This window comes from Arthrobacter sp. 10L424, from assembly GCF_056395325.1.
Genome location: NZ_JBFTJH010000003.1, coordinates 562,004 through 586,851, shown reverse-complemented (window position 1 = coordinate 586,851; position 24,848 = coordinate 562,004). Strand labels below are relative to the sequence as shown.

Sequence of the window (24,848 nt, the reverse complement as noted above, 5' to 3'; positions counted from 1 at the left end):
CAAGGGCAACGGCTGGTTACTTCAGAGAGAACGAGTCTATCGTGACTGGTTCCGCAGGTGCGCCGTCTGTGGCGTTATCACCCGGTTTTAGTCCGGCGGCCGCGATGTTGGTCACCACGTCCAGGCCTGAGGTCACCTTGCCCACCACGGTGTAGCCGCCGGCGGCGTCGGCCGGAATGACGGTGTCCTTGTACACGATGAAGAACTGCGTGCCGTTGCCGTACGCGTTTCCGCCGCTCCTGGCGACAGCGATGGTACCGGCGGGGTAGTTGTTGTCCTGCGGGGTGTTTTCCAGCGGACCCCAGGTGAAGCTCGGGTCGCTGCTGCCGTCGCCGGACTTGGAGCCGCACTGCAGCACGCCGAAGGTCTCGGCCGTGGTGAGCCGGTGGCAGTTGAGCCCGGCGTAGAAGTTCTGGTCCGCGAGGGACTTGAAGACGGCGGCCGCCTGGGGCGCCGCCGTGCCGTCGAGTTCGACGCCGAGCGTGCCGCTGTTGAGCTTGAGTTCGCCGGTGAAAGTCTTGCCGGCCGCGGTCTCGGGCTTCGGGATGTTCTCGGCGTTGGCGGTGGGGGAGGCAGAGGGCGACGGCGGAACGGGAGGAGTCGCGGAGGGGCTGGTCAGCCCGGCCTGTGCCGCGGCATATTCGTCTTCGGTCGGATTGGACGAGAAGACCGTCAGCTGGAGCACCAGGGCAACCACCACTGCGGCGGTGCCGGCGCCAATAGCGAGGACGTTGTCGCGCTTCCGGCGCTTGTCCTGCTCCTTGCGCAGCTCGCGCTTTGCCTCCATTTGCTGGACGCGCCGCTTGGCTTCGCGGGCGCTCCGTGAATTGGCCGCCAAAAGTCCTCCTGCTTGTCTGGCCGAAACCGGGCGGCGCCGGGGGCGCCGTCGTGCGTTCAGCGGTAATGCTGCCGGCAGTCCGGACGTGCGGGCCCCATTAGAAGTTGGGGGCGCGGAACGCATAAACTGACTGCCGCACACAGTTTATGCATGACCGGCCGCTCTGCTGCCCATCTGACCCCCCGTTTCGGACGGCCCGTTTCGGCCGCAACGCGGCGCAGCAGGCTCCTGCCGGTTTTACCAGAGGAGAAAATCCACCATGGCACGCACCGCCTCCCTGTCCGGATTCCCCGAGTGGCTTCCCGAGGAACGGCTGGTGGAGCTGCATGTGCTGGACACGCTGCGCCGGGTCTTCGAACTCCATGGCTTTTCCTCGATCGAGACCCGTGCCGTGGAAACCGTCGGGCAGCTGCTGCGCAAGGGCGAGATCGACAAAGAGGTCTACGGGCTGAGCCGGCTGCAGGACGAGGAGAGCGAGGAAGCCAAGTCACACAAAGGCGATCCGCACGCCCTGGCCCTGCACTTCGACCTCACCGTGCCGTTCGCCCGGTACGTCGTCGAAAACGCCGGCTACCTCGCGTTCCCGTTCCGCCGCTACCAGATCCAGAAGGTCTGGCGCGGCGAACGTCCGCAGGAAGGCCGTGCCCGCGAGTTCACCCAGGCGGACATCGACATTGTGGGCGACGGCGAACTCCCGTTCCGCTACGACGTCGAGATTGCCCTGGTCATTGCCGAGGCCCTGAGCGCCCTGCCGATCCCGGACTTCCTGCTCCGGATCAACAACCGCAAACTGGCGGAGGGCTTCTACAACGGCATCGGACTCACCGATACCGCCGGGGTGCTGCGCAGCATCGACAAGCTGGAGAAGATCGGCCCGGCCAAGGTGGCGGAACTGCTCAAATCCGAGCTCGGCGCCACCGACGAGCAGGCCCAGTCCGCCCTCAACCTGGCCTCGATCCGCACCGAGGACACGTCCTTCGTGGCGCAGGTCCGCGCGCTGGGGGTCAGCAACGTACTGCTGGAAGAGGGCCTGGCCGAGCTGGAGCAGGTCATCGCCGCTGCCGTCCAACGGGCGCCCGGCAAGGTGGTCGCGGACCTCAGCATCGCCCGCGGCCTGGACTACTACACCGGCACCGTGGTGGAAACCGTCCTGGTGGGCCATGAGCAGCTCGGCTCGATCTGCTCCGGCGGACGCTACGACGCCCTCGCCAGCAAGGGCAACCGCAAGTTCCCCGGCGTCGGCCTCTCCATTGGCGTGACCCGGCTGGTTTCCCGGATCCTCAGCCAGGACCTCGCCAAGGCAACACGATCCGTGCCGACGGCCGTGCTGGTGGCACTGAACAGCGATGACAGCTGGGGCGCGTCGCAGGACGTCGCCGCGGAACTCCGCGGCCGGGGGATCGCCACCGAGGTCGCGGCTAAGGCCGAAAAGTTCGGCAAGCAGATCAAATTCGCCGACCGCCGCGGCATCCCCTTCGTCTGGTTCACCGACGATGACGGCAAGCACCAGGTCAAGGACATCCGCACCGGAGAACAGCTCGACGCCGATCCAGCTACCTGGGCTCCGGCCGCGGACGACCTGCACGTCCGCGTGCTGAAGGCCTAAGCGGCCCGAATGCAGCACCTGAACGCCGCCTAAGTGGCGGCGTTCCGGCGCCGCAGCACCACGAAGCGGCCGGCCATGCCCACGGCCAGCACTGCCGCCATGCCCAGCACCGAGGCGGGCGGCAGTGTCACGGCCAGGAGCAGGCAGCCGAGGAACCCCAGGACGTTAAGCCAGCGCGGCGCATGCCATGGGCGCGCTGGCAGGGTGAAGGCTGCGGCGTTCGTCACCGAGTAGTAGACCAGCACACCGAAGCTGGAAAAGCCCACGACGGTCAGCACGCTGGTGGTCAGCAGCAGCACTGTGACGGCGGCCGCGACGGTCAGTTCGGCGAGGACAGGAACGGTGTGCGCGCCGCCCAACCGGGCGAGCGGGGACGGCAGGTCCCGCTCCCGCGCCATCGCCATGGCGGTCCGGCCCACCCCCGTGATGAGTGCCAGCAGCGCGCCAAGGCACGCGGCCGCCGCACCCGCCTGGACGAACGGGGCGCCGGCGCTCAGCTGCGAGCTGGTCACGGCGTCGAGCAGCGGCGCCGTCGAGCCGGCAAGCTGCTCGGCGGACAGGTGCCACTGCAGCAGGAGCGCCAGCCCCAGGTAGATCACAAAGGCCCCGCCCAGCGCCGCGAAGATGGCCCGCGGAATGGTGCGGGCGGGATCCTTGACCTCTTCGCCGAGCGTCGCGATCCGGGCATAGCCGGCGAAGGCAAAAAACATCAGCCCCGCGGCGGGGAGCACACCCCAGCCGCCCGCCCCGGCGGCCGTGCCGGGGCCGCCGTCGGAGGCGGCATGCGGACCAAGAATCATGGCGGCCGCCACGAAGGCCAGGGTCGCGAGCACCACGCCGAGCAGGATCCGGGTCAGCAGCGCCGTCCTGGTGATCCCCAGCAGGTTCACTCCTGTCAGGACCACGACGGCGGCCACCGCCAGCGGCGTCGCGAATTCCGGCGCCACATAGTGGCCGAACGTCAGGGCCATGGCCGCGCAGGAAGCCGTCTTGCCCGTCACGAAACCCCAGCCCGCGATAAAGCCGGGCCACTCGCCCAGCCGGATCCGCCCGTAGACGTACGTGCCGCCGCTGGACGGGTATCTGGCCGCCAGCTGGGCGGAGGCCACCGCGTTGCAGTACGCGATCACACCGGCGACCGCCACGGCAACGGCCAGCAGGGGACCGGCCAGTGCAGCCGCCGGTGCGAAGACCACAAAGACGCCGGCGCCCAGCATGGAGCCGAGCCCGATCGCGGTCGAATCCAGAACGCCCAGCCGGCGCTGCAGCCGCTGCTGGCGGTGCTGGTCCGGGGGCGGCTGGCTCTGGTGGCGGCTTGCCATGGCGGGAGGGGCCCTTCCAACGGGTAAACTCGTACGGGATCGTTCCTGTAGCGATCCTATTGAACATGAGTTTTGATTTCCCTCTGTCTTCTTCAGAAAGGCGTGCTGTGCTGCGCACACATGACCTCGGATCCCTTCGTTCCGAGCACATTGGACAAACCGTAACCCTCGCCGGCTGGGTCGGCCGGCGTCGTGACCACGGTGGTGTCGCCTTCGTTGACCTGCGCGACGCTTCGGGCGTGTCCCAGGTGGTCGTCCGTGAAGAAGAGGTCTTCCACGGCCTGCGCAACGAGTTCGTGCTGCAGATCGTGGGCACCGTTTCCCGGCGCCCCGAGGGCAACGAGAACCCTGCGCTGGCCACCGGCGAGATCGAGGTCATGGCCGAAAAGGTCACCATCCTCAACACGTCCGATGCGCTGCCGTTCCAGATTGATGAGCACGTCGAGGTCGGCGAGGAAGCCCGCCTCAAGCACCGCTACCTGGACCTGCGCCGCCCCGGCCCCGCCCGCAACCTGCGCCTGCGCTCCGAGGCCAACCGCGTGGCCCGCGAGCTGCTCCACCAGGACGGCTACGTCGAGATCGAAACCCCGACGCTGACCCGGTCGACGCCAGAAGGCGCCCGCGACTTCGTGGTTCCCGCACGCCTGGCGCCGGGTTCCTGGTACGCGCTGCCGCAGTCCCCGCAGCTGTTCAAGCAGCTCCTGCAGGTGGGCGGCTTCGAGAAGTACTACCAGATCGCCCGCTGCTACCGCGACGAGGACTTCCGCGCGGACCGCCAGCCGGAATTCACCCAGCTCGACATCGAAGCCAGCTTCGTCGAGCAGGACGACATCATCAGTCTCGGCGAAAACATCGTCAAGGCGCTGTGGAAGCTGATCGACGTCGAAATCCCGACGCCGATCCAGCGCATCACCTACCACGACGCCATGGCCCGCTACGGTTCGGACAAGCCGGACCTGCGTTTCGGCCAGGAGCTCACCGAGCTGACCGAGTTCTTCAAGGACACCAACTTTGGCGTCTTCAAGGCGCCTTACGTCGGCGCCGTCGTTATGCCGGGCGGCGCCTCCCAGGCCCGCCGCGCCCTCGACGCGTGGCAGGAATGGGCCAAGCAGCGCGGCGCCAAGGGCCTGGCGTACGTCCTGTACAAGGAAGACGGCGAGCTCGCCGGCCCCGTCGCCAAGAACCTCACCGACACCGAGCGTGCAGGCCTCGCCGACGCCGTCGGCGCCAAGCCCGGCGACTGCATCTTCTTCGCCGCCGGCGAGAAGACCCCGTCCCGCGCCCTCCTTGGTGCTGCCCGCGTGGAAATCGGCCACCGCACCGGCCTGATCAACCCCGCCGACTGGGCCTTCTGCTGGGTGGTGGACGCACCGATGTTCGAACCCGCCGCAGCCGCAGTGGCCTCCGGTGACGTCGCCGTCGGCGCAGGCAAGTGGACCGCCGTGCACCACGCGTTCACCTCGCCCAAGCCCGAGTTCATGGACAGCTTCGACCAGGATCCCGAGTCGGCCCTGTCTTACGCCTACGACATCGTCTGCAACGGCAACGAGATCGGCGGCGGCTCGATCCGTATCCACGAGCGCGACGTGCAGGAACGGGTCTTCGAACTCATGGGCCTGGACAAGGCGGACGCCCAGACCAAGTTCGGCTTCCTGCTTGAAGGCTTCAAGTTCGGCGCACCGCCCCACGGCGGCATCGCGTTCGGCTGGGACCGCGTGGTTGCGCTGCTGGCGGGCGTCGAGTCCATCCGCGACGTCATCGCGTTCCCGAAGTCCGGCGGCGGGTTCGACCCGCTGACCCAGGCCCCGGCACCGATCACGGCGCAGCAGCGCAAGGAAGCCGGCGTGGACTTCAAGCCGGAAGCCAAGAAGGCTGCGCCGCCGGCGGACGACGCCAAGTAGCCTGAATCGATGATCAGCAAAGGCTCTCCGGGAAACCGGGGGGCCTTTGCTGTGGCAGAAACTGCTGTCTCCAAAGTATTGGAAGACGGTGAGGACGGAGGGGGTTGCATGGCACCGGAACCGATGCCCGGGATTGAAGGGCTGATGGACGCCGCGTGGCCTGCCGCGGAGCGGGAGGAGTCCGGCGGCTGGGTGCTCCGGGCTGCCTCCGGCGTGACCCAGCGGGCCAACTCCGTCTGGCCCCGCGAACCCGGTGGCGACATCCACGGGCAGCTCGCCACGCTCCGGGAGGCACGCCTCTGGTACCGGAACCGCCGGCTGCCGTTGATCTTTCAGGTCTTCGATAATCCGCGTTACGCACCGCTCAACGCCGTCCTGGACGCTGAGGGGTTTACCCGGCAGTCCGAGACCCTGGTGTTGGTCCGCGACGGCGGGACAGATGCCCCGGCCGATCCCGGCGTAGAGATTTCCACGGAACCATCCGCGGAGTGGCTGCGGCTGTGGTGGAGCGTGGACGGACGCGGCGACGAGACTGCCCTCGCCGTCGCCCGCGGGATCCTTGAACGCTGCCCCTCGCTGTACGCCCTCGTGCGGGACGACGGCGGCCGGCCCGCCGCCGTCGGACGCCTTGCCGTTCCATCCGGGGCTTCCGGCGGCGCGGGCGGGCTGTACTGCATGGCGACGCGCCCGGACGCCCGGCGGCACGGCTATGGCTCCCGCATCCTGCAGGCGCTGCGGCGCGAAGGTGACGCCCGGGGCCTCGGCAGTTACTGGCTGCTGGTGATGGCCTCCAATGCGGGAGCCCGCGAACTCTACGCCCGCGCCGGGTTCCGCGCGGCGGGCCGGTACCTCTACCGGCAGGAACGGCCCAAGCGCCACCAGACCGGCTGCTGACTTCCCATCCGATATGCCCACCGGCTGCCGCCAGCATCCTGACCGTGAGCTGCTTTACTCGGCCTATCGATTATCGATAGAATTTCATTGTTCATCGACAAGGGAGCCCCATGGGAAAGATAACAGTCCTCGCCCTCCGCACGGTCCTCGCGATGGGACTCGCCGGCTCTCTGTTCGTGCAGGTGTGGATGGTCCCGCTACTGTCCATCGATTTGGAGGAGGCCGGTGCTCCCACCGGGCCGCGCATCGCTCTCCTGGTGATTGTGGTCCTGGGCATCGTGAGCATTCAGGTCACCCTGGGGTGTGTGTGGCGTCTGCTCACGATGGTGCGCCGAGGAACTGTGTTCTCCCACGCGGCTTTCCGGTTCGTGGACGTCATCTTCGGAGCCATCGTGGCCGCAGCGCTGCTGATGTTCGGCATCGCCGTCATCCTGGCGCCGGGCGAAGCCGCTCCCGGCGTCGTCCTCTTGATCTGCGGGGCGTCCCTGATGATCGCCGGGACGGCACTGATCGTGCGGGTGCTGCGGATCCTGCTGACCCAGGCGGTCGCCCGTGAGGCTGAAGCGGCATTCTTGCGGACTGAACTGGACGAGGTGATTTGATGCCGATCGTCGTCGACATCGACTTACTGCTTGCCAAGCGCAAGATGTCCGTCGGAGCGCTTGCGGACCGCGTCGGCATCACGCCCACGAACCTGGCCGTGCTCAAGAACGGCCGCGCCAAGGCTATTCGCTTCACGACGCTCGAAGCGCTGTGCGCAGTACTCGACTGCCAGCCTGGAGAACTGCTGCGCTGGGAACCCGAGGTTTCGACGGCCGTGACGTCAGCCGGCGACGGCCGTGAACGCTCACTCCTGCCTGGAGGGGCCGAGCCGTGACCGGCAGGGCTAAGTGCCCGCGGCCGGCCGGTGTGCGAGGAGAACAGCCTGGGGCGTGTTTTCCTGAGCACGCGCCCGGCGCGTCATCCGGGCGGTCACGCTGAAGCCGGCGTCCGCCAGGAGTTCGGCGATGGTCTCCGGTGTGAACAGCTGGGACTCCAGCGACACGTCGTGCCCGTAGGCGCGTGAGACATGCCGGTGGCCCTCGCCGACCTGGAAGCTGAGCAGTGCATGGCCCCCGGGCGCCAGGACGCGGAAGAATTCGGCGAACACCCGGGGGAGTTCCTCGGGCGGCGAGTGGATGATCGAATACCAGGCGAAGACCCCGCCCAGCTGGCTGTCCGCGAAGGGAAGCTCGGACAGCCTGGCGGCTGCAAAGCTGAGCTCAGGATAGTTTCTGCGGGCCACGGAGATCATCCCGGGGGACACATCAATCCCTGACACGTCCAGACCCAGTGCCGCCAGCAACCGGGTCATGCGGCCCGTCCCGCACCCGGCATCGACCACTGATTGGGCGTTCCCCTCGGTCACGTGGGCGACGAACGCGCTGATCATGCCGTGGTCCGCCGGTGCTTCGAAGCTGGCATCCGGCAGCAGGCGGGCGTAACTTTCCGCAACGGCGTCGTACGTTGACCGGACACTGTCGAGGTGATCATCAGCAATCATCTGGACAGGCTACCGGGCACCTTTGTCAGCCCCGTGCGGACGCGGTGACCGCGGCGGTCAGCGGCCCGGCCAGCCAATCCTCGGCTTCCTGCTGCGAACGCAACCGGACAACGGTGAGGTGCGGGTGCTTCTGGAGGAGGGCGGGCACGGCCTCGTGGTAGTTCCGCCGGGACCTGATGGCCCAGCGCACAATGTGTTCAGGATCGGTGACGACCGTCCACAGCGGCGCTTCCCGGTTGCCGTTCCACAATTCCTCCCGGCTCCAGCGGCGCTGGACGGTGCGCCGGACGAGGCGGGGAAGCGTGACGCGCACAAAGGGCAGGTCGAGCCAGACCAGCACCTCTGCGCTCTCGGCGAGCAGCGGCCGCGCGGCGTCGTACTGCCACTCGGTGATCCACGAGCCGGTCCTGATCAGCGACCGAACATCGGCGAGAAACTCGGGTCGTGGAGTCCACGCCGGTCCGTGGAAGAGCGCGTCGATCTCTGTGTGCGGGCCTCCCGTGATGGCGGCGATTCGCCGGGCGAGCGTTGTCTTGCCGACACCCGAAACCCCTGCCACCAGCATGCGCTTCGGGGCTAAGGGCAGCGGGTCGCTATGAGAATGCATGGGTAGAGCTTAGGCCGACGGGTGCGGAAAGCACCGCCACGTGCGTCTTGGGGTGCGGACCTGGTTGGCGTTCCACGACGCATGCCGGGGCGCATGCGAGGATGATCCGATGTTGTATGCCAACGAACAGAGTGTCCTCGACGCGGCGAGCGAGTTAGCGGGCCGGATCGGTGATTCGCCCAACCACACAGTCGCCGCAGCCGCCATGGACACGGAAGGGCGGATCTTCACCGGCACGAACGTCTACCACTTCACTGGGGGACCGTGCGCCGAACTTGTGGTTCTCGGGGCAGCTGCGACGGCCGGTGCCGGGCCGCTGACAACAATGGTCGCAGTAGGCAACGACAGCAGAGGCGTCATTGCCCCCTGCGGACGTTGCCGCCAGACCCTCCTGGATCTGCACCCGGACTGCTTCGTCATCGTGCCCACGGCGGAAGGGCCGGACTGCAGACCCGTCCATGAGCTGTTGCCTTTCGCTTATCGCTACCCGGGGGCCGCGGTCGAACGAATTGTCCGGTTCAACAGCGCCTACTTTGACCGAGTCCGGTCCGGTCAGAAGACTGCTACCACCAGATACCGGGATCCGGTCGAAACCGGACCCGCGCTCTTCGTCTTCGAAGATGACGATGGATACCGCCGTCTCCATGGGGTGATTGACGACGTCGAAGATCTCCGCTTGGACGCATTGACGCCGGAACACGCGGACCTGGAAGGAGCATCTTCGCTGGAAGCTCTGCGGACGGGGCTGCGGCACCATTACCCCGGCCTGGCCGACGACGCACTCATCAGTGTTGTCCGATTCCACCTTCAGGATTCGCAACGGTCACGTCCCGCCGATTCCGGATCGATATAGTTGCGGCATGCCCGAGCTGATCGAACCTACCGGACGGCTGCACGCGGCCTGGCTTTTGGCCCGTGCGGAGTGGGGGCCCGGCGCCCATGAGGACGGTTTCGGGCTGTTGCCGACGGACGACGTCGACTCGCCCGCAGGGTTCGCAGCCTGGGTGGAGCGGCTGGCAGGGGAGTCGGAGCGCTGTACGTACCGCTGGATTGTTGAGAACGATCAGGTGCTCGGCGGGATCGCGCTGCGCCACGAGGGGCACGATTCTGTGCCGCGGGCCGGACATATCGGCTACGGAATTCGGCCGTCGGTCCGTCGGCGCGGACTGGCAACCTGGGCCCTCGGCCGCATGCTCTGCGAGGCACGGGCACTCGGCATGGAGCGCTTGCTGGCGGTCTGCGAAACTGAAAACGCCGCCTCAGCGAGAACCATAGAACGCCATGGCGGCATCCTCGAGGATGACGCCCGGAACGGCGCTGTGCTGCGCTACTGGATCAGGACCGGCGAGTCTCGCACCTGAGTCTGCGATTGCCTCCAGCAGCCGCCCCAGTCGCGGTTTCGCCGATGCGGACCTGGAAAGAATTCCCGGCAAGCTCGACGGGTGAGTCTGAACCGACTCGAGCCACTCTGGGAAGAATTTGAACGCTGGCGAGGCGAAGTGTGTGGCCCGTAGCAAGCGTCGTCGCCGGCTGGTAGGCCAATGAGATTCAGGATCTCAGGCTTCCCAGGGCCGGTTCCCACCCTTCGGGAGTCGGCCGGTGGCGTGTTTCGCTGCCGCGCCGCTGGTTTCGTGAAAACTGTCAGAGGTGGCCACTAGTTTGGGGGTATGGAAAGCACGGACTGGAGTGCGGAAGGCAGGGAGGCCCTCGCGGCTGTCGCGGCGTTGACTGCGGCGCTAAATCCCGTCACCGCGGCCGGCGCTGATCAGACTGGTCCGTCCGGCTCCGGCGCTGATCATGTTAGGTCCGGTGCCGATCCGTTGTGGGACGATCCGTTGCGGGATCTGGCGGATGCTTGTTTGGATGGGCTGGCCGAGTTGGCTCGGTGGGATGCTCGTTCGGCGGCTTTGAAGGCGCGGCTGGCCGCGGAGTACTTGCGGGCAGCCACGGTATTGGCGCCGCCCGCGGCGTCCCCGCAGGAGGCGACCGCCTGGGAGATGGCTTTGGTGGCCGAGGTCGCGTGTGTGCTGACCGTGAGCGAACGGTCGGCCTCCGCCCTCCTGTTCGACTCGCAAGCGCTTACGACAGCGCTGCCGCTCACGCTTGAGGCTTTGCAGGCCGGGACGATCTCCTGGCAGCACGCCCGGATCATGGTCGACGAAACCAGCAGCCTGGACCCGGCCGGGGCGGCCGCGCTCGAGGCGCACTTCCTGGACCCCGGCGCACCCAACCCCGCGCGGGGGTGCCCGGCGGGGGAGCTGGTGCCGGGACGGTTCCGGGCCAAGGCGCGCACGTGGCGGGAACGCCACCACCCAGTCAGCATCGAAAAGCGCCACACCAGGTGTGCGGCGGACCGGCGGGTCGAGTTCGTCCCGGACCGCGACGGCATGGCCTGGATCAACGCCTATCTTCCGGCAGACACCGCGGCGGGAATATGGGAGGGGACCACCGCCGCGGCCCGCGCCCTGCAGGGCCCGGACGAGGACCGTACCCTGACCCAACTCCGCGCCGACATCGCCGCGACCTTGCTCCTCACCGGCAACGGTTCCGCAGAGAGCAGTACCTCCGCGGCCGGCGGTGTTCCGTCGCCGCGGGCGCAGGTCCTGGTCACCGTCCCGGTGATGTCCCTGCTCGGCGCCAGCGATGAGCCGGCGATGCTGGACGGGTACGGGCCGATCCCGCCGTCCATGGCCCGCCGCCTGATCGCCGACGGGGTCGAGTCCTTCCACCGGGTCCTGACCGACCCCCGGGACGGTGCGCCGCTGGAAATCGGGCGGACCAGCTACCGTCTGACGAAGGCCCAGCGTCAGTGGCTCCGGCTCCGCGACGGGAAATGCCCGTTCCCGGGCTGCAGCAACCCCTCCCTGGACAACGAGGCGGACCATCTCCTGGCCTGGGCAGACGGAGGCACCACCGGGATCGCCAACCTGGGACAGCCGTGCCCCAAGCACCATCGCCTCAAACACGGCTCTGCGTGGACACCTGCCGGGGCCACTAAGGACAGCCCGCCGGGCTGGATTTCACCATCGGGTCGGCACTACCGCAGCGAACACCAGGACTGGGAACCACCCTGCTGGCCGGACCAGTTTCCTGCGACGGATATGGATACCGACAGCGACACGCTCCTGGCACAGTGCGCCCGCGAGGACCGGGAACCTGATTCCGATTCCGGGTTGCCCCCGGATCCCTTACCGGACTGGCACCTATTCACGGCCGGGCACCGATGGGCCGCCGCAGAGATAGACGACCTGGGCTGGCCAGAGCCCATCTGGGACCCGTATCCGGAATACCTCCTGATCCAAAACGCCTGAATCACTCGTTGCGTGCCCATTCAGAGTTCGTTCGAACAGGACGCGCACCGGCTTGGCCCCGGGAGGGCGCTAGGCATGACATCTGGCGCGCTGGGGGCGACTACGTGACCAGTCAGCCCGCGTCGACGCTCGGGGGAGCGGTTCGTTGTTCCTCGTCGTCGCCAGCGGACGTGGCGGACGCGCCCGTCGTGGTTCGGCTCAGGGTCTCAATGTAATCAAGAGTCTTCGGACTGACATGCCGCACGGCCGCCAGTTCCTCCCGGAGAGCGCCTCTCGTGGCGTCTTCACCGAGCATGGCCCGGAGGTCCATTACCGTTTCGATGCCCTGACGCTCGAACACGTGGGTAATGTCCTCGACCTGGGCGAGGCGGCCAGGCGACGGCCAGTTGATGACATCCGAGAGCTTCCCCGTGTCGAGGCGGCGGCGGAATCCGCTGGTCGTGGCCGCATCCGGCCAGGCCTCAATCAGGGCGACAACGCGAGGCAGGACGGTCTCGTGATAGTTCTGCCGTCGCTGCAAGGTCGCATCGACAATTATGGCCCCGACGTGGTCCCAGCCACGGCGGATTTCGGTCGAGGCGTCTATGCCCTGTGGATCCGTTAACGCCGGAAGGTTGGCATCATCATTCTCGATAGTCATAAGTGAATCCTTCCATGCGCCGGCAGTGAGGGCGGGCGGTCAGTCGTCAGATCCCTTGTCCCCGGCGGGTCGTAACACGGGAGGGCATCCATCGGGAGGGCATCCAGCTGTCGGGATTCATCGAGGCCGCCGCAGTCGGCGCCTATGCGCCACGCCGTCGGCGCCCATGCGCCATACGTGGTACATCGAAAGGGTTCCGCTTGCTTCCGGATTCGGGAACGTGGGATCAATCCCTACCCCCGCAGCCGTTCCTACGTCGGCGGATCCGTCACCAGGATCCGCACCGCGCACAGGTCCGCCGCTGCCTTCTTCAGAACTGCCGCGCGCGGATCCGGCACGTCCAGGAACGCCAGCCTCGGCCGTGCGGCGTACTGCTTCAGCACCGGTTCGGCGAGGACCTGCTCAGCAAGGGTCCGGTCGCCGCCCGGAGCCAGGTACTCGATCCGGTGCTCCGCGAAAATCCGCGCGGCATGCTCCGCCACCGCCTCCACCAGCGCATCGGCCTGGTTGGCCCGCCGCCGGGCAAAGCGCTGCTGCGACCAGCCGCCGGCAGCCGTCCGGGACTGGACATGCCGCGTGCCGGTCTTGGAGGCGAGCACGACGCCGCCGCTCACCACCGCCACTGAGTAACCTCCGCGGCGGACCAGTACGGCCCCGATGCCCCGCGGCTGGGACGCCAGGGAAGCGAGGCGGGCGACGGCGCCTTCGCCGCGCCCGGGGCGGCCGTCCGCCGGCCACGGCGCCTGCAGCAGGGCCAGGGCGCCGTCTGCGGCACTCAGCTGCAGCCCGCCGTCGAGCTCCTGTTCCGCCAGCGTGCCGTGGCTCGCGGCGAAGCGCTCCACCCACCCCGGCAGCCGGGCGCCGGAGACGAACGCCACACGGGACTCGGGGGTTGTCATGGCAAGGGGTCTCCGTTGTGAGGCGAGTGTCTGGGCGGGCGGGAACTAGAAGTAGCCTATCTATGTGGATGATCTCTTTGGCGCAGGGCGGGACAGCGGCGCCGCTATCGAGGATGACGGCGACGCCGACGAATCCGGCGACGGCCGCAGAGTCTCCCCGCGCAGCCCCCTCGCCGTCAGGATGCGGCCGCGGACGCTCGACGACGTCGTGGGCCAGCAGCACCTCCTCGGCCAGGGCTCTCCGCTGCGCCAACTCGCCGCCGGCACGGACGCCACCGGCCCGGCGGGCCCCAGTTCACTGATCCTCTGGGGGCCTCCCGGTACCGGCAAGACCACGCTCGCGCACGTCATTGCCAAAGGACCCGGCCGGAAGTTCGTCGAGCTCTCCGCCATCACCGCCGGCGTCAAGGATGTCCGCCGCGTCATGGACGAAGCGCTCACGGCCCGGGACCTCTTCAAAACCACCACCGTGCTGTTCCTGGATGAGATCCACCGCTTTAACAAGGCCCAGCAGGACGCCTTGCTGCCCGGCGTCGAGAACCGCTGGGTGGTCCTGGTCGCCGCGACCACCGAAAACCCTTCCTTCTCCGTCGTCTCCCCGCTGCTGTCACGCTCCCTGCTGTTGACGCTCAAGCCGCTCACCGACGCCGACGTCGAGGGCCTGCTGGTGCGGGCCACCAAGGACGACCGCGGGCTCGGCGGCAAGGTGGAACTCAGCGACGAGGCCCTGGCGCATCTCGTCCGGCTCTCCGGCGGCGACGCCCGCCGGGCGCTGACCGCGCTCGAGGCGGCCGCCGGCGTCGCGTTCGGTGACGCGGACGACGTCGACGGAGCTGATGGAATCGCAGGGGTCGCCGGGGCGGCCGGGTCCGCCACGGTGAAGATCGAACTCAGGCACACCGAGCGTGCCCTCGACGTTGCCTCGGTGCGCTACGACCGTGCGGGCGACCAGCACTACGACGTCGCCAGCGCCTTCATCAAGTCCATCAGGGGCTCCGACGTCGACGCCGCCCTGCACTACCTCGCCCGGATGCTCGAGGCGGGGGAGGACCCCAAGTTTGTCGCCCGGCGCATCGTCATATCCGCGGCCGAGGACGTGGGCATGGCCGACCCGACGGCGCTGCAGACCGCCGTCGCCGCCGCCCAGGCCGTGCAGCTCATTGGTATGCCGGAGGGCCGCATCATCCTGGCCGAGGCCGTGGTCCACCTCGCCACCGCACCCAAATCCAACGCCGCGTACCTGGGCATCAACCAGGCGATCGCCGACGTCCGCGCCGGCCTGGGCAACGGCATCCCCGCCCACCTGCGCGACGCCCACTACCCGGGGTCCAAGCAGCTGGGCCACGGGCAGGGCTACAAATATGCCCACGACGCACCCCACTCCGTGGCCACCCAGCAGTACCCGCCGGACGACCTGGTGGGCCGCAACTACTACGAGCCCACCGCCAACGGCGCCGAAAGGGACATTTCCACCCGGCTGGAGCGGCTGCGAAAGATCATCCGCGGCAAGTAGCCGGGGGCCGCAGGAAACTGACCGTTGACTTCCCTACGGTGAGGTCTAACGTGGATTTAGATCAGCAAAAACCTGCTGAACGTGCGTGCCTGCACCCGTGCCTCCGTGCGTGGACACGCGGCAGGCTGCACACATCGCCGGCTCTTCGCTTCCAGGACCTCAGGCCAGAGGCCGGCCCGTCAGTTGCCTGGCTCAAGGCCGGGCTTCATCGTCCAAGTTTCCTAGGTCGTGTCTTCATGTCCTTGAATTTCGTCACAGCCCTGGCAGTCAAGTCCTTCGATGTACCGGACAAGAAACGGTGCCCGGAGAACGCCGAATTCGATCTCGTCACCGTGAACGACTACTCGGTGGCCCGGCTCATCCTCGGACCGGGTTGGCGGTGGTCCGAGTCGATCAGACCCCTCGAGCAAACCGAGGTGTGCCAGCACCACCATCTCGGATTCTGCATCTCGGGAGGAATGGAGGTGGAATCCACCGAGGGGATGCGCACCACGATCCGTCCCAACGACACCTACGCGATTCCGCCCGGCCACGATGAATGGGTGGTCGGGGCGGCGCCGTTCGTGGCCGTGGAATTCCTGGGGGCCGCATCCTTCGGGCGGCGCAGCAGCCGGGGCGTGCACGCCAGGTTCTGACCGGCCGCCCTGACCGGCCGGCCCGACCGGCCGCCCTGACCGGCCGCCCTGACCGGCCGCCCTGACCGGCCGCCCTGACCGGCCGCGGCTTCCAGCATGGTAGGCTTGTTCGTTGTCTGGCAAGGCACAGACGCACAATCCACCTGATTCCAGCATTGCACGCTGTTGCGATGTTCATCTGATGGGTTTGCCCTGTGCCCAGTAGCAAAAGGCAGCGGTTGGCCGATGCTCTCCATCGTGGAGGCCAGTAACACTGACACACCGCAGATATTGGAAGGACACAAGTGGCTAACAACACTCGTGCTCGCCGTACCGCACGCCTCTCGCGCGCACTCGGCATTGCTCTGACCCCCAAGGCCGCCAAGTACATGGAGCGCCGCCCGTACGGCCCCGGTGAGCATGGCCGTGCCCGCAAGAAGCAGGACTCCGACTACGCCGTACGTCTGCGCGAAAAGCAGCGTCTGCGCGCCCAGTACGGCATCCGCGAAGCCCAGATGACCCGTGCCTTCGAAGAAGCACGCCGCACCAAGGGCCTGACCGGTGAAAACCTGATCGAACTGCTCGAAATGCGTCTCGACGCCCTCGTGCTGCGTGCAGGCTTCGCCCGCACCATCGCCCAGGCCCGCCAGCTGGTAGTCCACCGCCACATCCTGGTTGACGGCATCCGCGTTGACCGCCCGTCTTTCCGCGTCTCCGAGGGCCAGCTGGTCCACGTTCACAGCCGCAGCGAGACCATGCCCCCGTTCCAGGTTGCAGCAGCCGGCGCTCACCGCGACGTCCTGCCGATGGTTCCGGCATACCTGGACGTCAAGCTTGACGCCCTGCAGGCACGCCTGGTCCGTCGCCCCAAGCGCTCTGAGGTCCCCGTGACCTGCGAAGAGCAGCTCGTCGTGGAATTCTACGCACGCTAGATCCAGCGCGACACCTTACAAAGAAGCCCGTGGCAAGCGCCACGGGCTTCTTTGTATGTAAGGTACTTGGGGGAGTTCTGCGGTTGCCGGTTGTGTCAGCCGGAGACGCCCGCAGGTACACGATGCAACAAGGAGATGAACGACTATGACTGGTGGCGATATTGCCGGCCTGATCGCGGCCGGAGTGTTTGCACTGCTGGTCCTGCTGCTAGCCGTGCCGATCCTGAAGCTCGGGGGAGTGTTCGACGAAGTGCGGACCTCCATCCGTTCGATCAGCGACGGCGCCACCCCGCTGATGGACGAAGTCACCGCCACCGTCTCCACCACCAATGAGCAACTGAAGAAGGTCGACGGGATCGCCAACAACGTTTCCGACGCGTCCGCCAACATCTCGGCGCTGTCCTCGCTCATGGCCGCAACCGTCGGCTCGCCGCTGATCAAGGTCGCGTCCTTCAGCTACGGTGTGCGCTCGGCCTTCACCGCCCGCAAAAAGCCCGCCACCGGCCGCCGCAGCCGCTAAGCCCAGCTGGAGAACCTGACATGAACAGAATCATCTGGATGGGAATCGGCGTCGCCATCGGCGTCATCGCGTTCCGCAAAATCACCGAAGCGCAGTCCAACCTGGGCCCCGAGGGCCTCAACCGGGCCGTAGGCAGGCTCGCCGACGGACTGTACGACTTCGCCGACGCCGTCCGCGAGGGTATGAACGAACGCGAGACAGAACTCCGCAGTGCCCTGGGGATTGACGCCGGCCTGGAGAAGGCCGTCAGCAAGAGCACCGCCGGCAAGGATGCAGTCCGGCGCTAGCCGGGAGAGAATGAGAAAAACGGCGGCACCCGCAACAGGGGCCGCCCGCACGGCCGCAGGCCGCGACCAGACCGTTCCGCGGACTACGCGCGTGAACGCCGAACGCAGTGAACAAGAAACACAGTGAACATAAACACCGTGAACTTAAAACACAGTGAATATTGAAGGGTAAGTAATCAGCTCATGAAGTCGCAGGAGATCACTAAGCGCTGGATCGACTTTTTTGTCAGCAAGGGCCACACGGCGGTTCCTTCCGCCTCCCTGGTCTCCAGCGACCCTTCCCTGCTGTTCACGGTGGCCGGCATGGTCCCGTTCATCCCTTACCTGACCGCCCGGGAAGAAGCACCTTACAAGCGCGCCACCAGCGTGCAGAAGTGCATCCGGACCGGCGACATCGAGGAAGTCGGCAAGACGGCCCGCCACGGCACCTTCTTCCAGATGTGCGGCAACTTCTCCTTCGGCGACTACTTCAAAGAAGACGCCATCAAGTTCGCCTGGGAACTGCTCACCACAAGCGTTGACGACGGCGGCTACGGCCTGCCGCCCGAGCTGCTCTGGGTCACCGTCTACGAAGAGGACGACGAGGCCGAGCAGCTCTGGCTCAAGAACACCGGCATGCCGGCCGAGCGCATCCAGCGGATGGGCAAGGCGGACAACTACTGGTCCACCGGCCAGCCCGGCCCGGCCGGCCCCTGCTCCGAGATCTACTACGACCGCGGCCCGTCCTACGGCGTCGAGGGCGGACCGATCGCCGACGAGAACCGGTACGTCGAAATCTGGAACCTCGTGTTCATGCAGTACCAGATCGACAACGTCCGCTCCAAGGTCGACTTCGACATCACCGGCGAACTGCCCAAGAAGAACATCGACACCGGTCTCGGCATGGAGCGCCTCGCGATGATCCTCCAGGACGTCGAGAACATGTACGAAACGGACCAGGTCCGCCCCGTCATCGACCGGGCCGCAGCACTGTCCGGCCGGGAATACACCTCCGCCGAGTCCGCCGCGGACCCGCACCACACGGACGACGTCCGGATGCGCGTCGTCGCCGACCACATCCGCTCCTCCCTCATGCTGATCGCCGACGGCGTCACCCCCTCCAACGAAGGCCGCGGCTACGTGCTGCGCCGCCTGATCCGCCGCGCCGTGCGCTCCATGCGCCTGCTCGGCGTCGAAAAGGCCTGCCTGCCGGAGCTGCTGCCCGCCTCCCGCGACGCCATGAAGGGCGTCTACCCGATCGTGGAGACGGACTTCGACCGGATCAGCCGGATCGCCTACGCCGAGGAGAAGGCGTTCCTGCGCACCATCGCCTCCGGCACCGCCCGGCTCGAAGACGCCGTCAAGGAATCCCAGGCCGCCGGCCAGCCGCTCTCCGGCGCCGACGCCTTCGCCCTGCACGACACCTACGGCTTCCCGATCGACCTCACCCTCGAAATGGCGGAAGAAGCCGGGCTGAAGGTCGACGAGCCGGAGTTCCGCAAGCTCATGCTGGAACAGCGCCAGCGCGCCCAGGCCGACGCCAAGGGCAAGAAGGGCTCCCACGCGGACCTCAGCGCCTTCCAGGAACTGCTCTCCGCCGGCGAGACCGTCTTCACCGGCTACACCGAACTCAACGGCGAATCCAAGGTCCGCGGCATCCTCGCCGGCGGACGCAAGGTCTCGCAGGCCTCCACGGGCGAAGAAATCGAGCTCGTCCTGGCCGAGACGCCGTTCTACGCCGAAGCCGGCGGCCAGGCAGCCGACACCGGGCTGATCACCGGCGACGGCTTCGTCGTCGAGGTCCTCGACGTGCAGCGCCCCATCAAGGGCCTGAGCGTGCACAAGGCAATCGTCCGCGAGGGCGAAATCGGTGCCGACTCCCTCGTCCAGGCGGCCGTGGACCGCGAACGCCGGCATGCCGCCGAACAGGCCCACACCGGTACGCACATCGTGCACGCGGCCCTGCACCAGATCCTCGGCCCGGAAGCGTTGCAGCGTGGTTCCTTCAACAAGGCCGGCTACCTGCGTTTCGACTTCGCCTGGGGTGAAGGCCTGAGCCCGGCCACGCGCTCGGAGATCGAGGAAGTATCCAACATCGCCATCCGCAACAACTACCGGGTGGAGACGAAGGTCATGGGCCTCGCCGAGGCCAAGGCCCTGGGCGCCATGGCGCTCTTCGGCGAAAACTACGGCAACGTGGTGCGCGTCGTCGAGATCGACGGCGCCTGGTCCCGTGAGCTCTGCGGCGGCACCCACGTCGAAAACACCTCGCTGATCGGCAGCCTGTCCCTGCTCGGTGAACAGTCAGTCGGTTCGGGAAACCGCCGCGTCGAGGCCTTCGTCGGCATGGACGCCTTCCGGCACCTCGCGGCCGAACGCGCCCTCGTCACCGAACTCACCGAAATGCTGAAGGTTCCCTCCGGTCTCCTCACGGACCGCATTGCCACCACCCTGACCAAGCTCAAGACCGCCGAAAAGGAACTGGAGCGCCTGCGCAAGGAGCAGCTCACGGCGGCAGCCGCGCAGCTCGTGGGCACCGCGAAGGATGCCGCCGGAGTCAAGGTCATCGCGCACGACGCCGGCCAGGTCAGTGGAGCTGACGACCTGCGCGGCCTGGCCCTGGACCTCCGGACCCGCCTCGGGTCCGAGCCGGCCGCCGTTGCGGTCGCCGGTGTCAGCAACGACCGCCCGGTCATCCTGATCGCCACCAACGAGGCCGCGCGCGCCGCAGGCGTCAAGGCCGGCGCCCTGGTGCGCCTTGCCGCCGGGATCCTCGGCGGCGGCGGTGGCGGCAAGGACGACGTCGCCCAGGGCGGCGGCACCGATGCGGCCAAGGTCGGCGCGGCACTCGACGCCGTCGTGGACGCCATTACCAGGCGTTAGCGGACGAGCCATGAACGAAGCTGCTGTGCCCGGCGACTACCCCCAGGGCGTGAAACTCGGGGTAGACGTCGGCACCGTCCGGGTCGGCGTGGCGGTCTGCGACCGTGATGGCATCCTTGCCACGCCTCTGCGCACGCTGGACAGGAACGCGAAGAAGAACACCGATGTGCGGATTCTGGCGGCCCTTGCCGTGGAACTCGGCGTGGTGGAAATTTTCGTTGGCCTCCCGCGGACGATGAAGGGCGAGGAACATGCCTCGGCCCGGATGGCTTCGGACTACGCCAAGCTACTGGCGGGTAAACTGGGGGAGAGCGGTTCTGACGTGCCGGTACGGCTGGTGGATGAGCGGCTGAGCACCGTGACTGCCCACCGGAACCTGCACGAAGCTGGCATGAGCAGCCGAAATCACCGTAAGGTTGTTGATCAGGTTGCGGCCGCAGGTATTCTGCAACAAGCGATCGATATGCAAAAGGCCAGGGGGACGGAAGTCGGAAGCCGCGTATACGCGGAGTCCGCGCCGGGGCCGACCGGGGATGGCGCTCAGGCCACTCCGGGACCAGACACGCAATCTGCACAACGCATTCTGCCCAAAATGGAAGGCTACAGTGAGCCCGGTCAATAATGACGACCCCTCCGGTGATGCTTTCGGCGGCGCCGGCCGACCGCTGACGCGCAAGGAGATCAGGGCCCAGGAGAAGTCCCAGGCGACCCAAAGCCAGGACGTTATCCCGCCGCAGGCCTTCGAGACGGGCGAGGACATTCCGGCAACTGCGCCGCGTGCCGCGACCGGGCGGGACACCGCCCCCGAAGCCGCTTCCCGGGCCGAGCCGATCCAGCCCGTGCCGATGCAAGCTGCCGATGCACCGGACGTGCCTGCAGTAGCGCCGACCGTGCACGAAGAGCAAGTGCATGAAGAGCCGTTGCATGAAGAGCCTGTGCATGAAGAGCCGTTGCACGAAGAGTCTGCGCACGAGCCCGTGCATCACGAGCCGGTGCACGAAGAGCCCGTGCACGAAGAGCCCGTGCACGAAGAGCCCGTGCACGAAGAGCCCTCCTACTACGCGCCGGCCCACGAAGAGCCCGTGCACGTGCACGCCGGCGGGGTTGCCCATGGGGACACCGCCCACTATGAAGCTGACGTCCCGGCCGCCTACGATCACGGCCATGACGCTGAGTTCCACCCCGACCACGCAGAGCACGCCTCCGGCGATGCGCACTATGCCTACGATGCCGCGGACGGCCAGCCTGCCGAAGACCACCACGAAGAAGACGGCCATGTTGTGATGGCCGGAGGTGCCGCCATCCGCACGTCCAAGGGCCCGTCCAAAAAGGTCCGACGCCGGCGCCGGTTCCTTGCGCTGTTGCTGACGTTGTCGGTCTTTGTCATCGCGATTGCCGTCGGTGCGCAGTTCCTGAAACCCCTCCTCGGCGGCGATACGGTCGCCGATTACCCTGGCCCCGGAACGGGCGAGGTCACCATCACCGTGCCCGAGGGCGCGGGGCCGAAATCCGTGGCCACCCAGCTCCAGGAGAAGAAGGTCGTCGCGAACGCCGACGCCTTCCTCCGGGACTTCCTCGCCGCAGGCGGGGCGCTGGCCCCCGGCGAGTTCACCATGCGCAATGAGATGAAGAACTCCGACGCCGTGGCAGTGCTGATGAACAAGGACAAGGGCAAGGTCATGTACTTCGCCCTCAGCGCCGGGCTCAGGATCGGAGAATCGCTCCAGGCCATCTCCGAGGGCTCCGGAGTGCCGGTCGCGGAACTCAAGGCGCTCAACGAGTCGCCCGCCCAGTTCGGCCTGCCGGCCAAGGCCAAGAACCTCGAGGGTTTCCTCGCCCCCGGCGAGTACCGGTTCCCGCTCGGCACCCCGGCCAAGGACGTGGTGCAGAAGCTCGTCACCACCACCCTCGACGAGCTCAAATCGCAAGGTGTCACGGATCCCGCGAAGCAGTACGACGTCGTCACGGTCGCCAGTATCGTGCAGGCCGAGGGCGGCCAGGCCGAATACGGCGATGTGGCGGGCGCGATCTACAACCGGCTCAAGCCGAACAACACCGAGACGAACGGGCTGATCCAGTCGGACGCCACGGTGACCTACGGGTTGGGCATCAAGAGCTTCCACATTGACGAGGCCCAGAAGGCCGACAAGTCCAACCTGTACAACACCTACGCCAACCAGGGCCTTCCGGTGGGGCCGATCGGCTCGCCGGGCAAAACGGCCATCGACGCGGCCGCAAAGCCCAAGACGAACGAATACCTCTACTGGGTGACCATCAACCTGGACACCAAGGAGACCCTGTTCGCCAAGACGCTGGCGGAGCACAACACGTACGTCGCCAGGTACAACGCCTGGTGCAACGACAACCCCGGACGCTGTGTATGACGCTGCGGGCCGCCGTGCTCGGGCACCCGATCAGCCATTCGAAGTCACCGGCACTGCACCGGGCCGCCTATGCCCGTCTCGGCCTGCAGCTGGACTACTCGGCGATTGACGTGACAGAGGACGCGCTCCCGGCCTTCATGGCCAGGGTCCGGGAGGACGTCCGGCAGGGGGAGAGCTGGCGCGGGCTGTCGGTCACCATGCCGCTGAAAACCGGCATGGTCCGGGAGCTGGATGAGGTCCGCGGCGTTGCCCGCGCCCTCGGGGTCGTCAACACCGTGGCCTTTGAGCGCCCTGCCCCCGGTGCGGCCGCCGGCGCCACCCGGCTGGTGGGCTACAACACCGACGTCGCCGGAATCGTCAACGCGCTCCGCCATGCGGGCGCCGCGTCCGCGCCCACCGCCGTCGTCCTGGGCGGCGGCGGCACCTCAGCCGCTGCCATCGCCGCGCTGAAGGAGCTGGGCGCACCGGACGCGGACATCTTCGTCCGCGATGTCAGCCGCGCCGCGGAGGCCCGGGCGGCCGCCGCCGCCGTGGGCCTGGCCATCCGGATACTACCCCTCGACGGAGCGGCCGCCGCCGTCGCCGCGGCCGATGTCGTCATCTCCACGCTGCCGCCCCGTGCCGCCGATCCGCTGGCCGACGAACTGGTGCGGGCCTTCGCGCTGCTCCCGGGGGAGCAGGTCCGGCCCGGGGTGTTGCTCGACGTCGCCTACGATCCCTGGCCCAGCCGGATCGCCTCCGTCTGGCAGGAAGCCGGCGGCACCGTGGTCCCCGGACTCGAGATGCTCATCTACCAGGCCGTGGAACAGGTCCGCCATTTCACAGGCCTCGGCGAGGCCATGCCGGCCGAAGTCATAGATGTGATGTGTGACGCAGTCGGGGCGCCCCGACGGGTGTTCTAACCGCCTTACATGGCAGGATGGATTTATGTTGCGTTGGTTGACTGCCGGAGAATCCCATGGCCCGGCCCTGGTCGGAATTATTGAAGGCGTGCCCGCCGGTGTTGAACTCACCAGCGCCCAGATCGCCGATTCGCTGGCCCGCCGGCGGCTCGGCTACGGCCGCGGCGCCCGGATGAAATTCGAGCAGGATGTCGTCACCATCCTCGGCGGCGTCCGCCACGGCCTGACCCAGGGCGGCCCGGTCGCCATCCAGGTCGGCAACACCGAATGGCCCAAGTGGGAACAGATCATGTCCTCCGATCCCGTGGCCCCGGAAATCCTCGCCGACCAGGCCCGCAACGCCCCGCTGACGCGCCCGCGGCCCGGCCACGCGGACTTCACCGGCATGCAGAAGTACGGCTTTGACGAGGCCCGTCCCGTGCTGGAGCGCGCCAGCGCCCGCGAGACCGCCACCCGGGTGGCGCTCGGCACCGTCGCCTCCGCGTTCCTCAAGCAGCTCGGCATCGAGCTGGTCTCCCACACCGTGTCGATCGCCAGCACCGCCGTCCCGGAAGGCCGGCCGCTGCCGGTCCCGGGCAACGTCCTGGCCCTCGACGCCGACCCCCTGCGCTGCTTCGACCGCGAAACGTCCGACGCCATGGTGGCCGAGGTCGACGCCGCGCACAAGGAGGGCGAAACCCTCGGCGGTGTCGTCGAGGTCCTCGCCTACGGACTGCCGCCCGGACTGGGCAGCTACGTCCACTGGGACCGCCGCCTCGATTCACGGCTGGCGGCCGCCCTGATGGGCATCCAGGCCATCAAGGGCGTCGAGGTCGGAGACGGCTTCCTCACCGCGTCCCGCCGCGGCTCCGCCGCCCACGACGAAATCGTCAAGGACGCCGACGGCAGGATCATCCGAACCTCCAACCGCGCCGGTGGCATCGAAGGCGGCATGAGCATCGGCGACGTGCTCCGCGTCCGCGCGGCCATGAAGCCCATCGCCACCGTGCCCCGCGCGCTCAAGACCGTCGACGTCAGCACCGGCGAGGCCGCCAAGGCCCACCACCAGCGCTCCGACGTCTGTGCGGTCCCGGCCGCCGGCGTCGTGGCCGAGGCCATGGTGGCCCTCGTCCTGGCCGAGGCAGTCACCGAAAAGTTCGGCGGCGATTCCGTGCAGGAAACCGCCCGCAACATCAAGGGTTACCTGGACAACATTCCGGCAACCCTGGACTCGATCGGCCACTAGTGCCGGCCGACAATCCGGCGGCGGCAGGGACCGCCGCCCGGCCCGTCG

The 24,848-nt window shown here is 67.6% G+C and carries 24 protein-coding genes; 18 read left to right on the top strand and 6 right to left on the bottom strand.

Annotation, left to right across the window (positions count from 1 at the left end; translation table 11 throughout):
- Positions 1-16: 16 nt before the first annotated feature.
- Positions 17-838, bottom strand: coding sequence for a peptidylprolyl isomerase (locus AC1DC5_RS08265; RefSeq protein WP_476864801.1), 822 nt, complete (start codon positions 836-838; stop codon positions 17-19).
- A 259-nt stretch (positions 839-1,097) separates the two neighbouring features.
- On the opposite strand from AC1DC5_RS08265, the gene hisS reads away from it, so the two are divergent.
- Positions 1,098-2,444 (top strand): histidine--tRNA ligase, encoded by a 1,347-nt coding sequence (hisS, locus tag AC1DC5_RS08260; protein WP_476864800.1) that lies wholly within the window; start codon positions 1,098-1,100, stop codon positions 2,442-2,444.
- Positions 2,445-2,473: 29 nt separating this feature from the next.
- Here the strand turns inward: hisS and AC1DC5_RS08255 are convergent, their stop codons facing one another.
- Positions 2,474-3,766, bottom strand: coding sequence for an APC family permease (locus tag AC1DC5_RS08255; RefSeq protein WP_476864799.1), 1,293 nt, complete (start codon positions 3,764-3,766; stop codon positions 2,474-2,476).
- A 107-nt stretch (positions 3,767-3,873) separates the two neighbouring features.
- On the opposite strand from AC1DC5_RS08255, the gene aspS reads away from it, so the two are divergent.
- From aspS to AC1DC5_RS08235, 4 genes are all read left to right on the top strand, one after another.
- A complete protein-coding gene (gene aspS / locus AC1DC5_RS08250; RefSeq protein ID WP_441404220.1) occupies positions 3,874-5,667 on the top strand; it encodes an aspartate--tRNA ligase in 1,794 nt (597 codons plus the stop codon).
- A gap of 108 nt (positions 5,668-5,775) precedes the next feature.
- Positions 5,776-6,561, top strand: a complete 786-nt coding sequence (locus tag AC1DC5_RS08245; protein WP_476864798.1) for a GNAT family N-acetyltransferase — start codon at positions 5,776-5,778, stop codon at positions 6,559-6,561.
- Positions 6,562-6,671: 110 nt separating this feature from the next.
- Positions 6,672-7,163 (top strand): DUF2975 domain-containing protein, encoded by a 492-nt coding sequence (locus tag AC1DC5_RS08240; protein WP_476864797.1) that lies wholly within the window; start codon positions 6,672-6,674, stop codon positions 7,161-7,163.
- Positions 7,163-7,438, top strand: a complete 276-nt coding sequence (locus AC1DC5_RS08235) for a helix-turn-helix domain-containing protein (RefSeq protein ID WP_476864796.1) — start codon at positions 7,163-7,165, stop codon at positions 7,436-7,438. The genes AC1DC5_RS08240 and AC1DC5_RS08235 overlap by 1 nt, the downstream gene beginning before the upstream one ends.
- 9 nt (positions 7,439-7,447) lie before the next feature.
- Here AC1DC5_RS08235 and AC1DC5_RS08230 read toward each other — a convergent pair whose 3' ends face one another.
- Positions 7,448-8,104: a class I SAM-dependent DNA methyltransferase gene (locus tag AC1DC5_RS08230; RefSeq protein WP_476864795.1), complete on the bottom strand. Its 657-nt coding sequence runs from the start codon at positions 8,102-8,104 to the stop codon at positions 7,448-7,450.
- Between the two features lie 25 nt (positions 8,105-8,129).
- A complete protein-coding gene (locus AC1DC5_RS08225) occupies positions 8,130-8,711 on the bottom strand; it encodes a P-loop NTPase family protein (protein WP_476864794.1) in 582 nt (193 codons plus the stop codon).
- Between the two features lie 109 nt (positions 8,712-8,820).
- Between AC1DC5_RS08225 and AC1DC5_RS08220 the strand changes: the two genes are divergently transcribed.
- The 3 genes from AC1DC5_RS08220 to AC1DC5_RS08210 all read left to right on the top strand — a co-directional run bounded on the left by AC1DC5_RS08220 (position 8,821) and on the right by AC1DC5_RS08210 (position 12,022).
- Positions 8,821-9,564 carry an ASCH domain-containing protein gene (locus AC1DC5_RS08220; RefSeq protein ID WP_476864793.1) on the top strand — a complete coding sequence of 248 codons (744 nt, stop codon included), beginning with the start codon at positions 8,821-8,823 and terminating at the stop codon, positions 9,562-9,564.
- A 7-nt stretch (positions 9,565-9,571) separates the two neighbouring features.
- Positions 9,572-10,072, top strand: coding sequence for a GNAT family N-acetyltransferase (locus AC1DC5_RS08215; protein ID WP_476864792.1), 501 nt, complete (start codon positions 9,572-9,574; stop codon positions 10,070-10,072).
- A gap of 306 nt (positions 10,073-10,378) precedes the next feature.
- On the top strand, positions 10,379-12,022 hold the full coding sequence (locus AC1DC5_RS08210; RefSeq protein WP_476864791.1) for an HNH endonuclease signature motif containing protein: 1,644 nt from the start codon (positions 10,379-10,381) through the stop codon (positions 12,020-12,022).
- Between the two features lie 112 nt (positions 12,023-12,134).
- On the opposite strand, the gene AC1DC5_RS08205 is transcribed toward AC1DC5_RS08210, so the two are convergent.
- Both AC1DC5_RS08205 and AC1DC5_RS08200 read right to left on the bottom strand, forming a co-directional pair.
- On the bottom strand, positions 12,135-12,662 hold the full coding sequence (locus tag AC1DC5_RS08205) for a hypothetical protein (RefSeq protein ID WP_476864790.1): 528 nt from the start codon (positions 12,660-12,662) through the stop codon (positions 12,135-12,137).
- Between the two features lie 251 nt (positions 12,663-12,913).
- Positions 12,914-13,561 carry an acVLRF1 family peptidyl-tRNA hydrolase gene (locus tag AC1DC5_RS08200; RefSeq protein WP_476864789.1) on the bottom strand — a complete coding sequence of 216 codons (648 nt, stop codon included), beginning with the start codon at positions 13,559-13,561 and terminating at the stop codon, positions 12,914-12,916.
- Between the two features lie 64 nt (positions 13,562-13,625).
- Between AC1DC5_RS08200 and AC1DC5_RS08195 the strand changes: the two genes are divergently transcribed.
- The 10 genes from AC1DC5_RS08195 to aroC all read left to right on the top strand — a co-directional run bounded on the left by AC1DC5_RS08195 (position 13,626) and on the right by aroC (position 24,800).
- Positions 13,626-15,074 (top strand): replication-associated recombination protein A, encoded by a 1,449-nt coding sequence (locus tag AC1DC5_RS08195; protein WP_476864788.1) that lies wholly within the window; start codon positions 13,626-13,628, stop codon positions 15,072-15,074.
- A gap of 236 nt (positions 15,075-15,310) precedes the next feature.
- The gene (locus AC1DC5_RS08190; RefSeq protein ID WP_476864787.1) at positions 15,311-15,709 is read left to right on the top strand and encodes a cupin domain-containing protein; all 399 of its coding nucleotides are present in this window, start codon (positions 15,311-15,313) and stop codon (positions 15,707-15,709) included.
- A gap of 284 nt (positions 15,710-15,993) precedes the next feature.
- Positions 15,994-16,620, top strand: a complete 627-nt coding sequence (rpsD, locus tag AC1DC5_RS08185) for a 30S ribosomal protein S4 (protein WP_224046625.1) — start codon at positions 15,994-15,996, stop codon at positions 16,618-16,620.
- A gap of 145 nt (positions 16,621-16,765) precedes the next feature.
- Entirely contained in the window at positions 16,766-17,140 is a 375-nt protein-coding gene (locus tag AC1DC5_RS08180) for a DUF948 domain-containing protein (RefSeq protein WP_224046624.1), read from the top strand.
- 20 nt (positions 17,141-17,160) lie between these two features.
- Positions 17,161-17,427, top strand: a complete 267-nt coding sequence (locus AC1DC5_RS08175; protein WP_441404207.1) for a DUF6167 family protein — start codon at positions 17,161-17,163, stop codon at positions 17,425-17,427.
- A 183-nt stretch (positions 17,428-17,610) separates the two neighbouring features.
- A complete protein-coding gene (alaS, locus tag AC1DC5_RS08170; RefSeq protein WP_476864786.1) occupies positions 17,611-20,289 on the top strand; it encodes an alanine--tRNA ligase in 2,679 nt (892 codons plus the stop codon).
- A gap of 10 nt (positions 20,290-20,299) precedes the next feature.
- Positions 20,300-20,911, top strand: a complete 612-nt coding sequence (gene ruvX / locus AC1DC5_RS08165; protein ID WP_476864785.1) for a Holliday junction resolvase RuvX — start codon at positions 20,300-20,302, stop codon at positions 20,909-20,911.
- Positions 20,895-22,673 carry an endolytic transglycosylase MltG gene (gene mltG / locus AC1DC5_RS08160; RefSeq protein WP_476864784.1) on the top strand — a complete coding sequence of 593 codons (1,779 nt, stop codon included), beginning with the start codon at positions 20,895-20,897 and terminating at the stop codon, positions 22,671-22,673. Before ruvX ends, mltG begins: the two co-directional genes overlap by 17 nt.
- On the top strand, positions 22,670-23,575 hold the full coding sequence (locus AC1DC5_RS08155; RefSeq protein ID WP_476864783.1) for a shikimate dehydrogenase: 906 nt from the start codon (positions 22,670-22,672) through the stop codon (positions 23,573-23,575). Before mltG ends, AC1DC5_RS08155 begins: the two co-directional genes overlap by 4 nt.
- Before the next feature lie 25 nt (positions 23,576-23,600).
- Positions 23,601-24,800, top strand: a complete 1,200-nt coding sequence (gene aroC, locus AC1DC5_RS08150; protein WP_441404202.1) for a chorismate synthase — start codon at positions 23,601-23,603, stop codon at positions 24,798-24,800.
- Positions 24,801-24,848 lie beyond the last annotated feature (48 nt).

Coding starts and splice junctions, on each gene's coding strand:
- AC1DC5_RS08245 (WP_476864798.1), top strand. CDS start 5,776: ATGGCACCGGAACCGATGCCCGGGATTGAAGGGCTGATGGACGCCGCG.
- aroC (WP_441404202.1), top strand. CDS start 23,601: ATGTTGCGTTGGTTGACTGCCGGAGAATCCCATGGCCCGGCCCTGGTC.
- AC1DC5_RS08235 (WP_476864796.1), top strand. CDS start 7,163: ATGCCGATCGTCGTCGACATCGACTTACTGCTTGCCAAGCGCAAGATG.
- AC1DC5_RS08255 (WP_476864799.1), bottom strand. CDS start 3,766: ATGGCAAGCCGCCACCAGAGCCAGCCGCCCCCGGACCAGCACCGCCAG.
- AC1DC5_RS08180 (WP_224046624.1), top strand. CDS start 16,766: ATGACTGGTGGCGATATTGCCGGCCTGATCGCGGCCGGAGTGTTTGCA.
- AC1DC5_RS08205 (WP_476864790.1), bottom strand. CDS start 12,662: ATGACTATCGAGAATGATGATGCCAACCTTCCGGCGTTAACGGATCCA.
- ruvX (WP_476864785.1), top strand. CDS start 20,300: ATGAACGAAGCTGCTGTGCCCGGCGACTACCCCCAGGGCGTGAAACTC.
- AC1DC5_RS08210 (WP_476864791.1), top strand. CDS start 10,379: ATGGAAAGCACGGACTGGAGTGCGGAAGGCAGGGAGGCCCTCGCGGCT.
- AC1DC5_RS08200 (WP_476864789.1), bottom strand. CDS start 13,561: ATGACAACCCCCGAGTCCCGTGTGGCGTTCGTCTCCGGCGCCCGGCTG.
- AC1DC5_RS08215 (WP_476864792.1), top strand. CDS start 9,572: ATGCCCGAGCTGATCGAACCTACCGGACGGCTGCACGCGGCCTGGCTT.
- AC1DC5_RS08220 (WP_476864793.1), top strand. CDS start 8,821: ATGTTGTATGCCAACGAACAGAGTGTCCTCGACGCGGCGAGCGAGTTA.
- AC1DC5_RS08240 (WP_476864797.1), top strand. CDS start 6,672: ATGGGAAAGATAACAGTCCTCGCCCTCCGCACGGTCCTCGCGATGGGA.
- AC1DC5_RS08175 (WP_441404207.1), top strand. CDS start 17,161: ATGAACAGAATCATCTGGATGGGAATCGGCGTCGCCATCGGCGTCATC.
- AC1DC5_RS08230 (WP_476864795.1), bottom strand. CDS start 8,104: ATGATTGCTGATGATCACCTCGACAGTGTCCGGTCAACGTACGACGCC.
- AC1DC5_RS08155 (WP_476864783.1), top strand. CDS start 22,670: ATGACGCTGCGGGCCGCCGTGCTCGGGCACCCGATCAGCCATTCGAAG.
- hisS (WP_476864800.1), top strand. CDS start 1,098: ATGGCACGCACCGCCTCCCTGTCCGGATTCCCCGAGTGGCTTCCCGAG.
- AC1DC5_RS08225 (WP_476864794.1), bottom strand. CDS start 8,711: ATGCATTCTCATAGCGACCCGCTGCCCTTAGCCCCGAAGCGCATGCTG.
- AC1DC5_RS08190 (WP_476864787.1), top strand. CDS start 15,311: ATGTCCTTGAATTTCGTCACAGCCCTGGCAGTCAAGTCCTTCGATGTA.
- alaS (WP_476864786.1), top strand. CDS start 17,611: ATGAAGTCGCAGGAGATCACTAAGCGCTGGATCGACTTTTTTGTCAGC.